A 12,757-nucleotide genomic window follows, 5' to 3' on the forward strand; every position below is an offset into this window, starting at 1 on the left:
ATAATTTTTATAATGTCTGTAAGATTAAATCTTGACTTCTACATCATACTCAAATGCACATTTAAACCGATTCAACACACATAGCCATACCCATACCGCCACCGATACATAAAGTGACCAAGCCTTTTTTAGCTTTAGCTCTTCGCAAGCTGTGTATTAAAGTAATAAGAATACGTCCGCCGCTTGCCCCGATCGGATGCCCGATTGCTATTGCACCGCCATTTATGTTAACCTTATCCATATCCCATTTCATTTCACGGTTTACATAAATACTTTGAGCAGCAAACGCCTCATTAACCTCGATAACTTCCAAATCCTTAACGCTCCAACCTGCTTTACTTAAAGCCTTTTGGGAGGCAGGAACGGGGGCGGTACCCATAATACTTGGATCAACACCGGCTGAAGCATAAGAAACAATCCGAGCTAGCGGCATCAAATTATACTTTTTCAAAGCTTCTTCGGAAACTACCATAAGACATGCCGCACCGTCATTAATTGAGGAAGCATTACCGGCAGTAACTACACCGTTTTTATCAAAAGCAGGACGTAATTTACTTAAGATTTCAAGGCTGGTGTCAGGTCTTACCGTTTCATCATGTTCAAACAAACTAGTAGTTTTTTTAATCGTTACTTCAATAGGTAAGATTTCATCTTTAAAAATTCCTGCTAGCTGTGCTTTAGCCGCTTTTTTATGAGAGCTTAAGGCAAATTCGTCCTGCTCTTGTCTGCTAATATTAAACTGTTTCGAGATATTTTCGGCAGTAATTCCCATAAATACTCCTGAAAATACATCAGTTAGTCCGTCATGCTGCATTAGATCAACCATTTTAATATCGCCGAATTTAGCTCCTGCTCTGATATAGCTACCGTGCATACCGAGCGACATATTCTCCTGCCCACCTGCTATAACTATTTCATTATCACCGGTCATAATCGAATTTGCTGCAAGTGCTACGCTTTTAAGACCTGAGCCACATACTTTATTAATCGTATAGCCAGGTACCTCTTTCGGTATCCCCGCATGAATCAGAGTTTGCCTTGCCGGATTCTGCCCGCTACCGCCTGTTATTACATGTCCAACTATTACCTCATTTACCAAAGCAGGATCGATTTTGCTATTTTGCAGTATATCCTTTATTAAATGAGCGGCAAGCATAGGTGCAGCTGTTGTACTAAGGCTGCCCATAAACGAACCGAACGCCGTCCTTTTCGCATGAGTTATATAAACCGGTTTTGTCATAATGTATACTCCTTAAATAATTTATTTACTTATATTGAAAGTAGTAATATAATAAATTTATCAATATAATTTAAAAATGTAAACTTTTAATTATGTATATAGATACTTTAAATATTTCACCTAAAGGTCAAATTATATTACCAAAAAAAATTCGTAACATTTTAAAAACAAATGTGATTTCTTTGGAAATTAATGACCATAATCAAATATTACTTTCACCCTTACGAGATCTCAGTGGTTCTCTTGCCGATTATAAGAAAAACACAACTCTTTCTTTTCGAGAGATTAGAGAACAAGCTTGGCAGGAAAATACTATAAAATCTAGAGTCCTAAAATGAAACATATTTGTGATACTAATTTTATTGTACGGTATTTATTAGCCGATAACCATGATATGCTAGTAAAGACTAAAGAAATATTTGATAAAGCAAAAACAGGCGAAATAACTGTTATAATAGAGCAAGCTGTTTTTACAGAAGTAATATTTGTACTTACCTCTTTTTACAAAGCTCCTAAAAATACAATTTGTGATATATTAACTGAATTACTAAGCTATAAGGGTATAAATTGTTATAATAAAGACACTATTCTTCTTGCCTTAAAATATTATCAAGAACTAAATATACATATAGTAGATTGCTTACTACTGGCTAATGCTAAAAAACATGATACTTCCGTATTAACTTTTGATAAAAAACTTATTTCTTATGTCACCAATAAAGATTTGTATTAATACTCCTTAAGCAACTCACCTAATTTATCATTTATCAAATAGCTAATATGTCCGCCTTTTACTTCTATAAGCTTAGAATTTTTTAATAATTTTTGCAAAGGTAAAATGGAAGATTTAGGCACTATTTGATCACCTTCAGCTGCTACTATATATACAGGACAATCAATTAAACTCGGATCAATAATAAAATTATCGATTTTCCATTTAAGATTTATAAACGTATTTTCATCTAATATATTTTGCATAATTTGATTATAAACCCCTTTAGATATATTATTACCCGACATAAGCCAATTTTCTATTCTAAATGCTAATTCCTGCTCCTTATCGCAAGTTATAGAGAAAAATTTTTTTAATTTAGCATTAAAATAGTCAGGAAATAACAGAAAAAATAAAATTTGAATATGAATTTTAGGAATCATTGCTAGGTTTTCTATATAACTATCTAATTTTAAATATTTGTGTAGCATCCTTATGTAAAAAAAATGAGAAAAATCCCACGGACAGGTAAGTAAAGTTAAGGTTTTAACTTTCTTAGGCACTATTATTTTTGTAGCTGTCACAAGGTTACCACCTATACAATGACCTATTAAATTAATGTCCTTAATTTTCAAACTATCTATTACTTCAATTATTTTATGCACATAGTCATCTAGTAAATATTTAGGTTCCTCAATTTCTAGCCAATCTATTAAATAAACTTCACCATGGCTTCTCAAATTTTCAATAAAATTTTTGTCACGAGCTAAAAAAAATATTTCCGGTGAGTTGAAGATGGAAGGGGTGATTAGGAAGGTATTGTCATCCTGCGGCTTGTCCACGGAATCCAACATAAAGCGAGATAAATCGAGCTTTTTGTATTTTTTATTACTGGATCCCGTGGACAAGCCGCAGGATGACACTGAGTAATACAATACCCTATAATGCTCTGTTTGCCTTACTATTTTGCCTGATTCTAAATATTTATTACCTAAATTATGCGTCCTTATATAATTATTATAGAGATCAAAATATTCTTGATATTTATCGTTACTTTGCATTGTAAATATATTATTTTATGGTAATAATCCTTGACAAAAGACTAAATACATTATATAAGTTTCAGCACCTTCAGAGTGTAACAAACAGTATATCATCTCTAAAATTTTAGAGGAAATATCTTTTCATAAAATCTTGAAGTGCTTAAGTTTTTTTTTTATCCTTAGGGATTTATAATGCTAAGTACCTCATCACGATCGTTTAAAAGCAAATTCAGAGCAGCATTTTGGCCTGTGCATAATTACGAACTCGGAAAGTTTATTCCGATGAGTGCCTTAATGTTTTGTATCTTATTTAATCAGAATATTTTACGAATCTTAAAAGATAGTATTCTAATCTCTGAAATCAGTGCAGAGATAGCAGGTTTTGCTAAAGTTTATTGTGTTACACCTGCTGCAGCTTTATTCGTGATTATTTACGCTAAAATGATTAATCACCTTACTTTTGAGAAGATCTTTTATTATTTAAGTGCATTTTTCATCAGCTTTTTTGTTTTATTTGCTTTTGTAATCTATCCTAATATCTATGTTTTTCACGTACATCCCGATAATTTAGCTGACTGGATGGAACGCTATCCTCATTTTAAGTGGTATATCTCATTAGTAGGTAATTGGGGTTATATAGTATATTATAGCCTTGCCGAGCTTTGGCCTAATATTTTTTACGTATTATTATTTTGGCAGTTTGCTAATGAACTTACTACTACCGAAGAAGCAAAAAGATTTTATACTCTTTTTTCGCTATTTGGCAACTCTTCTTTAATATTAGTCGGCTTTTTGATGATGAATCTATCATCGGAAGATACTATTATTAAGAAGTTTATGAGTATTTCTGATAGTAAAATCACTTTAGTTCAAGTATCCACGACAATTGTAGCAATTGTTGCTATTGTTTGTTGTGTGTTAGTTAGGTTTATTAGCAAGAACGTTTTTACTAACCCGTTATTTTATGCTAAAGCAAAAAGCGGTAGATCAACTTCAGAACGTATGGGACTGATTAAAAGCTTTAAATATATTGCGAAATCAAAATATTTATGGCTACTTTTAATTTGTTCGGCAGCTTTCGGATTTGCTATTAACTTAGTCGAGGCTGTATGGAAAGCAAAAATTAAGGAATTATATCCGACTGTAAATACCTATGCTGAATTTAACAGTCTGTATATACTGTGGACGGGCGTTGCAATAATGGTTATGACCATCATCGGTAATAACGTTATGCGTATGCACAACTGGTTTGTAGCAGCAGTTATTCCACCGGTTATAATAATGGTGACCGGCATTTTGTTCTTTGTACTTATCGTATTTGATCAACAAATTTTATCATTATTTGATGGAGCAATTTTAATGTCACCGCTTGCTCTTGCCGTTTCGATCGGCGGTATCCAAAATATTTTATCTAAAGGTACTAAATATTCTATATGGGATACTTCTAGAGAAATGTTATATATACCGCTTGATGATGAACTTAAAACCAAAGGCAAAGCAGCGGTTGACGTAATAAGTGCGAAAGTCGGCAAATCCTCTAGCGGTCTTGTACAATCTATTATCTTTACCTTAGTTCCGACTGCTACTTTTACCTCAATCTCACCGATTCTAATGGTGGTATTTACTTTCGTATGCCTTGCTTGGATTTATGCAGTCAGAAAAATATATTTTGAATATCAAAAAATAGCATAATGATATTGTTGTGTGGTTCTCGATGTCATTCCTGCGTAGGCGTAGCGGGTATTAAATTGTCATTGCGAGCAGCCATAGGCTGCGTGGCAATCTCATGAACCTCATACTACTTACCTTATGAGATTGCCACGTCGATGCTACGCATCTCTTCGCAGTGACGTCCCTAATATCTGTACAACAATACCCTTTCCAGCTAGAAATCTTACAGCATAAAACTATCGATTTTACTATGAATCAATCTCTCCTAAAGCTTTAGTATCTATATTATCTAAGAAAACCTCAAAATCCTTTAAAATATTTTCAACATCTTTTAAGATAGGATCAAATTCGTCTTTACTTTGAAAAGAAGGTGGTTTACATGAGGTTAGAACAACTTTTTCACTCTTTATAAAATTATGAGACTGTTTATTAAGTTTAATAGTAACAACTTCCCCGGCTAAAGAGTTTGGATATTCACTCTCATTAATTGGCTTTGGATGCGTAATTTTGAGGTTTTTTGGAGTGTTAGTTTCCTTATTCTTACTACGGAATGAAAAAAATCTAGATAATGGGTGTCTATATCAAAAAGATCCCTATTTATCGTTTTAATCTCATTAATTCCGGATTCTTCTATAGCTTCTTTAATCGCCACATTTAATATATTACTATATCCATCACAATGACCGCCTGGTTGAAGCCATTTATCAAGCTTTCTATGGTACATCAATAAAATTTCGTTTTATCATTATTAAGTAAAAAAGCTGAAGCAGTGAGATGCCCTATTTGTAAATCTCGGCTAAAAGGGTTGTCATATTCATTTAAAAATTCAAGCATTTTTGTTTTTGTAACAATTTCTTCAGGATATGTGCTACTGTAATTTTGTAGTTTAATATGTAATTCATTCATAACGATAATTTTTTATGTATAGAGCTTCGATATTTAACTCAAATTTCTCTGCTAAGTCAAATAAAAATAATGTTATAAAATTATATTTTACCATGTTTCGTGGTAATTATCATTGACAATCAATTAATACTTAGTTATATATTATGCTTCTAAAATTTAATATTAATTAATAGATTTATATTCATGCTTAAAGAAATAATCAATGAAATAGTAAACGATAATACAAACCCTTGGTACGGTAAGCTTGCAGTAGTAGGAGCGTGTGCTGTTGGAATTTATGTAGTAATAATTGATCCACCTTTAAAAATTGCTATGGCATGTGCTGCCGGCATAATGGGAACATTAGCTGCAATTAAGGTAGGAGCAGCCTGTTATAATTATTATATGGAAACAAATACCCAAGAAGAAGGATTAATTGGAGAAGTAGAATATAATACTGAAATATAATAACAAAATATTTTTAACGAATTTAGAGGACAAACCGACTCTAAATTCGTATTCATTTACTATTCAAGCCGTTTTTTAGTCTAATTTTGACTTGTTTTAAAGAACGAGGAGTTGCGTCCGTAACTTCAATTTCAATATTTTCTGAAATATCTATTCTAGTACCGATAGCCGGAACACTACCGACTCTAGTCAATACGAGTCCTCCTATCGTATCAAACTCATCATCATCATTTTTTAGCTTTTCTCCTATTATTTCTTCAAGCACTTCTACTTCAACACGTGCATTTGAAATAATTGTTGAGTTATTAATAACCTTGAAATTATCACTATCTGATTGCCCATCATGTTCATCATCAATTCGCCCCACTATTTCTTCTATAAGATCTTCAATAGTAACTAAACCGTCAGTACCGCCGTACTCATCAACAACTATTGCAATATGCGTTCTCTCACGACGCATTTTTGCTAGCAAATCTAATAATTTCATAGAAGGAGCTGCAATTATATGCTTACGTATAAGCTTTTTTAAACGACCATTTTGCTTTGTCGCCAATGCTTTAAACAAATCCTTGATATGAATGAACCCTACTACATTGTCTAAAGTACCGTCATATATAAGAGTTCGTGTATGCGGAACTTCTAACTTAACAGACTCACTTAATTCTTCTAGATTCGTAGTTAATTTTATTGCCGCAATATCGGAACGCGGTACCATTATATCTTCAATAGTTTTATCTTTTAGCTCCAATAAATTAGCTAAAATATTACGCTCGTCTAAAGTCATTTTTTGGCTATTAATTTTAAGGCGTTTCATGACACCAAAAAAATTATCAGGCGTTTTTGTTTTTCTAAAAAAATTTTTTATCGGAGAGAATAATTTTCGTACAGTAAAAATTAACTTATTATTTTGATTTTTTTTACTAGAATCTTCTTTTTTTGAAGATTTTAACATAAATTTTTTTATTTAGTTAATAAGGGGAAGAAATACCGAAATATGATAATATTTCAATTTCTAGATTTTCCATAATATTTGCTTCTGTGTCATTTTGATGATCAAACCCAATTAAGTGTAAAATACTATGTATTAAAAGATGAATAAAATGATTCTCAAAATTTTTTTGCTGCTCACACGATTCATTATATATTACCTCATAACAAAATGCTATATCACCTAAATGTATATAATCAGAGTCGCCTAAAAATTCAAGTTTAGAATATAAATCCTGCCAATTTAATTCGTTGCTTGGAAAAGAAAGAACGTTAGTAGCTTTTTCTATATTACGAAATTGTTTGTTTAAGGTCAATATTTCTGCAGTATTTGTTAGTAATATTGATAATTCAAATTGTTTTATTTTACTAAAATTATCAAACCGCAATAAAACACTTTGAGTTATTTTTTTGATTAAACTCTTATTTATCTGCTTATGCTCACGCCATTTGTCGTAATTTTTTATGATTTCTGCGTTTATCATTGTACTAAGTATTGAAAGAATCGTTATAGACTTAACTGTAACTTAAGAGCATATTCTAAAAGCTGCATATCTTCACTAGAGATAACGTTAATTTTAGATTTTAATCTTAATTTACTTACTGTCATTATTTGATCAGTCATGGCTTTACCTTTTTTACTACCTATCATTATATAAGCTTCACAAGGATAGCATTTATCAATATTACTAGTTAAAGGTATTACTTGCACACGATTTAATGAAACATTTGAGTAGTTGTTGCTAACGATTATTACCGGTCTTACTTTAGTTACTTCACTGCCTAACGAGGGATTAAAATCTACCCACCATACCTCACCTCTTTTCATAAAAATCGCTTTCTATTAATCCTTCTACCCATTCATTGGCTTGTTTTTCAGCTTTTGTATCTTTAGCCATAGCTTTGTAAGCAGATCCCAATTCCTCAGTAATTACATAAGGTTTTACAAGTTGTTCAATAAATTTACTAATTTTACGTTCACCTATTACAGAATAAAGCCTATAATAAACCACTTCATCTATAGTAATTGTCAATTTTTTCTGCATAAAATACTCATATACACGTGTGTTATACGTATGATATCATATATATAAAAATTAATCAATATTAGGATTATTTACTTTAGAGGCATTACCTAGAAAAGGTTAATATTGTCATGAGTTAAGCACTAAAAGGAAGTAGCAATCTCAGGATGCTTGTACTACAGTACATTTCAGAAAGGTTCAGACAAGAGGAATTTAAATGCGAGCCTGCACAGCGTATAAAAATACGTGAACACAGGCGAGTCATGCAAAATTCACTTGTATAAAGCTTTCTGAAATATGCTATACTTGCTTTATGAGATTGCCAACGTCAAGGCTTCGCCTTTCCTCGCAATGACGGTTCTAGTATCCATACAACAACACCAGTTAAGCCACTGTATGACGCTGTTGGTAATTCTCTTTTAATTTTTGAAAATCTTCATCGGCATGGTATGAAGAGCGGGTTAGCGGAGTTGCCGAAACCATCAAGAACCCTTTTGTTCTTGCTATTCGCTCTAAATATTTAAACTCTTCGAGAGTAACATATTTTGCGACCTCAGCATGATTTTTAGTAGGTTGCAGATACTGCCCGATAGTTAGAAAATCAACCTTTGCTTCTCTTAAATCATCCATAACCTGTATTACTTCACTTATTTCTTCTCCAAGTCCTACCATCATACCGGATTTTGTAAAAATTTCAGGAGATAATTTTTTGATATTGTGAAGTAAGCTTAAAGAATTATAATATCTAGCTCCAGGTCTAATCGTTTTGTATAAAGACGGTACTGTTTCAACATTATGGTTAAAGACATCAGGTTTTGCGTTTGCTATTATTTCAGCTGCTCCTTCTTTTCTTAAAAAGTCCGGGGTTAGAATCTCAATAGTAGTATTTGGCGATGATTTTCTAATTTCGCTAATACACTGAGCAAAGTGCGTAGCTCCGCCATCATCAAGATCATCACGATCGACGGAAGTAATTACTACATGCTTAAGATATAGCTTTTGTACCGCCTCAGCAAGCCTTTGCGGCTCATGCGGGTCAAGTAAATCCGGTCTACCCGTTTTGACGTTACAAAACCTACAGGCTCTAGTACAAACCGAACCTAAAATCATCACGGTTGCATGTTTTTTCGACCAACACTCACCGATATTAGGACAAGCAGCTTCCTCGCACACAGTATTTAATCTCAGATTCTTTATTAAATCTTTTGTATTATAGTACTCTGCGGAATTCGGAGCTTTTACTTTTATCCACTCAGGTCTTTTATTTAAATTAGTCATAAAACGGAAATAATTTAATTAGTTTTGTTACTTCAGTTAGTACTTTTTGCTCGGCTTTACCATTATCTTCATTATTTTTTAAGCCGTCTAAAATATCTGCTACCATATGACCGACTAATATAAAATCCTTTTCTTTAAAGCCTCTAGTAGTGCATGCGGGAGTACCAAGGCGAATACCTGAAGTGATGAAAGGCGAAGTTTCATCAAAGGGGATAGCATTCTTATTACATGTAATTCCTGCTCTATCCAAAGAATTGGCAGCAAGCTTTCCGGTAATCCCGTCTTTACGCAAATCCACTAAAACAATATGATTATCGGTACCGCCTGTTAATATGTCATATCCTCTTTCTTGCAGGCTACTTGCTAAAGCTTTAGCATTACTTATTACCTGCTTAATATAGCTTTTATATTCAGGCTGCAAGCTTTCTAAAAAAGCTACTGCTTTTGCAGCAATCGCATGCATAAGCGGTCCACCTTGTAACCCGGGAAATAACGCAGAGTTTATTTTTTTTCCAATCTCTTCGTCGTGAGATAAGATTAAACCACCCCTTGGTCCTCTAAGTGTTTTGTGAGTGGTAGAGGTAACTGCGTGAGCATAAGGAATAGGGCTTTGATGCTCGCCTGTTGCAACAAGTCCTGCAATATGAGCAATATCTGCCATAAAGTAAGCTCCTACTTTATCCGCTATTTCTCTAAATCTTGCAAAATCAATATTACGAGGATAAGCAGAAAAACCGGCTATAAGTAATTGTGGTTTATGCAAATCCGCTAAGCGTTCAATCTCATCATAATCGATTAAATAAGTCCCTTTATTTACGCTATAAGAAACGGCGTTAAACCATTTACCGGACATATTAGGGGCTGCACCGTGCGTTAGATGCCCGCCGCTATCTAAGGACATACCAAGAATTGTATCACCAGGCTGTAATAAAGCAAGATACACGGCTTGATTTGCTTGTGAACCGGAATGAGGCTGCACATTTGCATATTTACAGTTAAAGAGTTTTTTTACTCGCTCTATAGCTAAATTCTCAGCTTTATCGGCTTCCTCACAACCATTATAGAAACGCTTGCCTGAATATCCTTCTGCATATTTATTAGTCAGAATCGACCCTTGAGCTTCAAGCACCGCAGGACTTACAAAATTCTCCGATGCAATAAGCTCGATTACACTACTTTGACGCAGCTTTTCATGCTTTATTATTTCATCAATTTCTTTATCCGTTTCGTGTAAATTATTATTAAAAATATTCATTCATCCTCGTGTATTTTTGGTTTTGTGTATATATAATCGTCATTGCGAGAAAAAATTGAAAATTTTGGCGAAGCGATCTCGTACCAAAATCCTGAGATTGCCACGCAGCCTATGGCTGCTCGCAATGACGGTTATTTACAAAATTAATCGCAATCTCAAGTCCTCGTCCGTCTATTGAATGAGCAAGAGAAGTTAATTTATGCCCGCTATGCTCTATATGCAGCTTAGATAAATAGTTTGAAGCATTATACATCTCACTAACACCAACTACCTCATCTAATTCTCCATGAATCAAGCATATAGGGGTAAACTTATTATTAACTTCCATAGGCGGAATTAATGCCCCTGAAAAACCTATAGTACAGAAAAACGGTTCTTTTTGAACTAGTGTTAAATATAACCCTATCATCGTACCTTGAGAAAAACCGATAATAATCGTATCTTTATTGGTAAGATTTAACTCTTCCTGCTTTTGCTTTATTATGTCTTCAAGCTTAGAAATATTATTCGCAATTAGCTTTGCTATTATATGTGGACTGCGATCTTGCAAACTAAACCATTGTCTACCGTAAGGCATCATATCGTAAGCCTCAATGCCGTGCGGTGAAATAAAATGACAATCGGGCAAATCATTTTTGATATAAGGGACTAATCCTATTAAATCATGTCCGTCTGAGCCGACACCGTGCAGTAACACTACTAGCTTCTTCGGCGGCTGCCGGTTGCTTTCTACTTCGGGATATTCTAAATATTTGCTCATGGTTTTTATATAAATTTGCTATTTTTTATATGTCATTGCGAACGAGCGGAGCGACTGCGGCAATCTCAGGAATTTAGTACTGCTTCATGAGATTGTCGCGTTAAGGCTTCACCTTTCCTCGCAATGACGTTACTCTTTCAGCATCTTCTCAAGCTCCCCGCTTTGATACAACTCTGTTGCAATATCACAACCACCGACTAATTCCCCTTTAATGTATAATTGTGGGAATGTTGGCCAATCGCTAAATTTTTTTAAATCTTCACGAAATTCCGGATTAACAAATACATTAATATCACGAAACTCTACACCTAATTTATGCAAAATAGCTACTACTTTAGCAGAAAAACCGCACATTGGAGCTTCCTTAGTACCTTTCATGAACAGCACTACTTTATTATTTTTTATTTCATTTTCTATAAATTCAAAATTTTTATTTTCCGTCATTCAAAACCTGATATAAATATTATTCTCTGAAATATACTCTTCATAATACATCATGCAAGCACAAATAGTTAATAAAATTTTTGAGATTTTTAGCAAGAATAATCCAAATCCGAAAACCGAATTAATATATAAGAATGATTTCACCTTATTAGTAGCGGTAATATTATCTGCTCAAGCCACCGATATATCGGTAAATTTAGCGACTGAATCTTTATTTGAAACTCATGATACACCGGAAAAAATTTTAGAACTCGGCGAAGACGAGCTTAAAAAATATATAAAATCTATCGGACTATTTAACAGCAAAGCAAAAAATATTATCGCATTATGTAAAATATTGATAAGTAATTATCAAGCTTCAGTGCCGAATGATTTTAAGGAATTAATTAATCTGCCCGGTGTCGGCAGAAAAACTGCCAATGTTGTACTAAACTGCTTATTTGGTGTGCCGACAATGGCAGTTGATACGCATGTTTTGAGGGTAGCTAAACGGATCGGGCTTGCTAAAGGCAGTACTCCTGAAATAGTAGAAAAAGAGCTACTGCAAATTATTAATGAGAAATGGTTAACTCATGCCCATCACTGGCTAATTCTACACGGCAGGTATATTTGCAAAGCTAGAAAACCCGATTGTGACGTCTGCCCTATTAAAGAGTATTGTGAGTATTATATTAATACATTTTCAAGTTGACAATTTCTTGCTTACTTTCTAATATCTAGGCTCAATTTTATAAAGGTAAATTTATGCGTTCAGCACTTATAACTTCTATATGAGTAGCTATAGCTTTCTTGACAAGTGCTTGTAATACAATGCAAGGTGCGGGTCAAGATATGCAAGCAGCAGGTAAAAAACTTGAAAATTCAGCAGAAAACAATAAACCTAAAAAAGGTTGCGGCTGTCATTAATATCCCCATGTCATTGCGAGGAAAATTACGTAAGTAATTGATGAAGCAATCCAGTTAAAAATTCTGATTTACAGAATTTTTTT

General features: G+C 33.5%; 17 protein-coding genes and 2 pseudogenes. 7 read left to right on the plus strand and 12 right to left on the minus strand.

Annotated features, from left to right (window positions below; genetic code table 11):
* Nucleotides 1-61: 61 nt before the first annotated feature.
* Complete coding sequence (locus tag KYQ89_RS03530) at nucleotides 62-1,240, minus strand: acetyl-CoA C-acetyltransferase (protein WP_218460435.1); 1,179 nt, start codon at nucleotides 1,238-1,240, stop codon at nucleotides 62-64.
* Between the two features lie 92 nt (nucleotides 1,241-1,332).
* On the opposite strand from KYQ89_RS03530, the gene KYQ89_RS03535 reads away from it, so the two are divergent.
* Together KYQ89_RS03535 and KYQ89_RS03540 are read left to right on the plus strand one after the other, a co-directional pair.
* A complete protein-coding gene (locus KYQ89_RS03535) occupies nucleotides 1,333-1,578 on the plus strand; it encodes an AbrB/MazE/SpoVT family DNA-binding domain-containing protein (RefSeq protein ID WP_218460436.1) in 246 nt (81 codons plus the stop codon).
* Complete coding sequence (locus KYQ89_RS03540; RefSeq protein WP_218460437.1) at nucleotides 1,575-1,973, plus strand: PIN domain-containing protein; 399 nt, start codon at nucleotides 1,575-1,577, stop codon at nucleotides 1,971-1,973. The genes KYQ89_RS03535 and KYQ89_RS03540 overlap by 4 nt, the downstream gene beginning before the upstream one ends.
* Here KYQ89_RS03540 and KYQ89_RS03545 read toward each other — a convergent pair.
* Nucleotides 1,970-3,013 (minus strand): alpha/beta fold hydrolase, encoded by a 1,044-nt coding sequence (locus tag KYQ89_RS03545; protein WP_218460438.1) that lies wholly within the window; start codon nucleotides 3,011-3,013, stop codon nucleotides 1,970-1,972. The genes KYQ89_RS03540 and KYQ89_RS03545 overlap by 4 nt on opposite strands.
* A gap of 174 nt (nucleotides 3,014-3,187) precedes the next feature.
* On the opposite strand from KYQ89_RS03545, the gene tlc5 reads away from it, so the two are divergent.
* A complete protein-coding gene (gene tlc5 / locus KYQ89_RS03550) occupies nucleotides 3,188-4,687 on the plus strand; it encodes a GTP/GDP exchange transporter Tlc5 (protein WP_218460439.1) in 1,500 nt (499 codons plus the stop codon).
* Nucleotides 4,688-5,216: 529 nt separating this feature from the next.
* Here tlc5 and KYQ89_RS07765 read toward each other — a convergent pair.
* Both KYQ89_RS07765 and KYQ89_RS07770 read right to left on the minus strand, forming a co-directional pair.
* Nucleotides 5,217-5,390: pseudogene (locus tag KYQ89_RS07765) on the minus strand (nucleoside triphosphate hydrolase); the annotation flags it as partial.
* Complete coding sequence (locus tag KYQ89_RS07770; protein WP_256621235.1) at nucleotides 5,390-5,572, minus strand: hypothetical protein; 183 nt, start codon at nucleotides 5,570-5,572, stop codon at nucleotides 5,390-5,392. The gene KYQ89_RS07770 and the pseudogene KYQ89_RS07765, both read right to left, overlap by 1 nt.
* 183 nt (nucleotides 5,573-5,755) lie before the next feature.
* Here KYQ89_RS07770 and KYQ89_RS03565 point away from each other — a divergent pair, with 183 nt between their 5' ends.
* The gene (locus KYQ89_RS03565) at nucleotides 5,756-6,019 is read left to right on the plus strand and encodes a hypothetical protein (RefSeq protein ID WP_218460440.1); all 264 of its coding nucleotides are present in this window, start codon (nucleotides 5,756-5,758) and stop codon (nucleotides 6,017-6,019) included.
* Nucleotides 6,020-6,071: 52 nt separating this feature from the next.
* Here the strand turns inward: KYQ89_RS03565 and tlyC are convergent, their stop codons facing one another.
* Genes tlyC through KYQ89_RS03585 form a run of 4 tightly spaced genes read right to left on the minus strand, consistent with a single transcriptional unit; the run spans nucleotide 6,072 to nucleotide 8,052 of the window.
* Entirely contained in the window at nucleotides 6,072-6,971 is a 900-nt protein-coding gene (tlyC, locus tag KYQ89_RS03570) for a hemolysin C (protein ID WP_218460441.1), read from the minus strand.
* 16 nt (nucleotides 6,972-6,987) lie between these two features.
* Complete coding sequence (ybeY, locus tag KYQ89_RS03575; protein ID WP_218460442.1) at nucleotides 6,988-7,491, minus strand: rRNA maturation RNase YbeY; 504 nt, start codon at nucleotides 7,489-7,491, stop codon at nucleotides 6,988-6,990.
* A gap of 23 nt (nucleotides 7,492-7,514) precedes the next feature.
* The gene (locus KYQ89_RS03580) at nucleotides 7,515-7,835 is read right to left on the minus strand and encodes a type II toxin-antitoxin system PemK/MazF family toxin (RefSeq protein WP_218460443.1); all 321 of its coding nucleotides are present in this window, start codon (nucleotides 7,833-7,835) and stop codon (nucleotides 7,515-7,517) included.
* Complete coding sequence (locus KYQ89_RS03585; RefSeq protein ID WP_218460444.1) at nucleotides 7,822-8,052, minus strand: hypothetical protein; 231 nt, start codon at nucleotides 8,050-8,052, stop codon at nucleotides 7,822-7,824. Before KYQ89_RS03585 ends, KYQ89_RS03580 begins: the two co-directional genes overlap by 14 nt.
* A 146-nt stretch (nucleotides 8,053-8,198) precedes the next feature.
* Here KYQ89_RS03585 and KYQ89_RS03590 point away from each other — a divergent pair.
* Nucleotides 8,199-8,312, plus strand: a pseudogene (locus KYQ89_RS03590) (palindromic element RPE3 domain-containing protein); the annotation flags it as partial.
* Between the two features lie 103 nt (nucleotides 8,313-8,415).
* On the opposite strand, the gene lipA reads toward KYQ89_RS03590, so the two are convergent.
* The 4 genes from lipA to grxD all read right to left on the minus strand — a co-directional run bounded on the left by lipA (nucleotide 8,416) and on the right by grxD (nucleotide 11,768).
* Nucleotides 8,416-9,309, minus strand: coding sequence for a lipoyl synthase (lipA, locus tag KYQ89_RS03595; RefSeq protein ID WP_218460446.1), 894 nt, complete (start codon nucleotides 9,307-9,309; stop codon nucleotides 8,416-8,418).
* The gene (glyA, locus tag KYQ89_RS03600; protein ID WP_218460447.1) at nucleotides 9,302-10,564 is read right to left on the minus strand and encodes a serine hydroxymethyltransferase; all 1,263 of its coding nucleotides are present in this window, start codon (nucleotides 10,562-10,564) and stop codon (nucleotides 9,302-9,304) included. The genes lipA and glyA overlap by 8 nt, the downstream gene beginning before the upstream one ends.
* A 109-nt stretch (nucleotides 10,565-10,673) precedes the next feature.
* Nucleotides 10,674-11,324, minus strand: a complete 651-nt coding sequence (locus KYQ89_RS03605; RefSeq protein WP_218460448.1) for an alpha/beta hydrolase — start codon at nucleotides 11,322-11,324, stop codon at nucleotides 10,674-10,676.
* A gap of 129 nt (nucleotides 11,325-11,453) precedes the next feature.
* The gene (grxD, locus tag KYQ89_RS03610) at nucleotides 11,454-11,768 is read right to left on the minus strand and encodes a Grx4 family monothiol glutaredoxin (protein ID WP_218460449.1); all 315 of its coding nucleotides are present in this window, start codon (nucleotides 11,766-11,768) and stop codon (nucleotides 11,454-11,456) included.
* Between the two features lie 52 nt (nucleotides 11,769-11,820).
* Between grxD and nth the strand changes: the two genes are divergently transcribed.
* A complete protein-coding gene (gene nth / locus KYQ89_RS03615; protein WP_218460450.1) occupies nucleotides 11,821-12,459 on the plus strand; it encodes an endonuclease III in 639 nt (212 codons plus the stop codon).
* Between the two features lie 89 nt (nucleotides 12,460-12,548).
* Complete coding sequence (locus KYQ89_RS03620) at nucleotides 12,549-12,674, plus strand: entericidin A/B family lipoprotein (RefSeq protein ID WP_371920401.1); 126 nt, start codon at nucleotides 12,549-12,551, stop codon at nucleotides 12,672-12,674.
* Nucleotides 12,675-12,757: the final 83 nt, after the last annotated feature.

Source organism: Rickettsia sp. TH2014 (assembly GCF_019249195.1).
Taxonomy (GTDB): domain Bacteria; phylum Pseudomonadota; class Alphaproteobacteria; order Rickettsiales; family Rickettsiaceae; genus Rickettsia; species Rickettsia felis.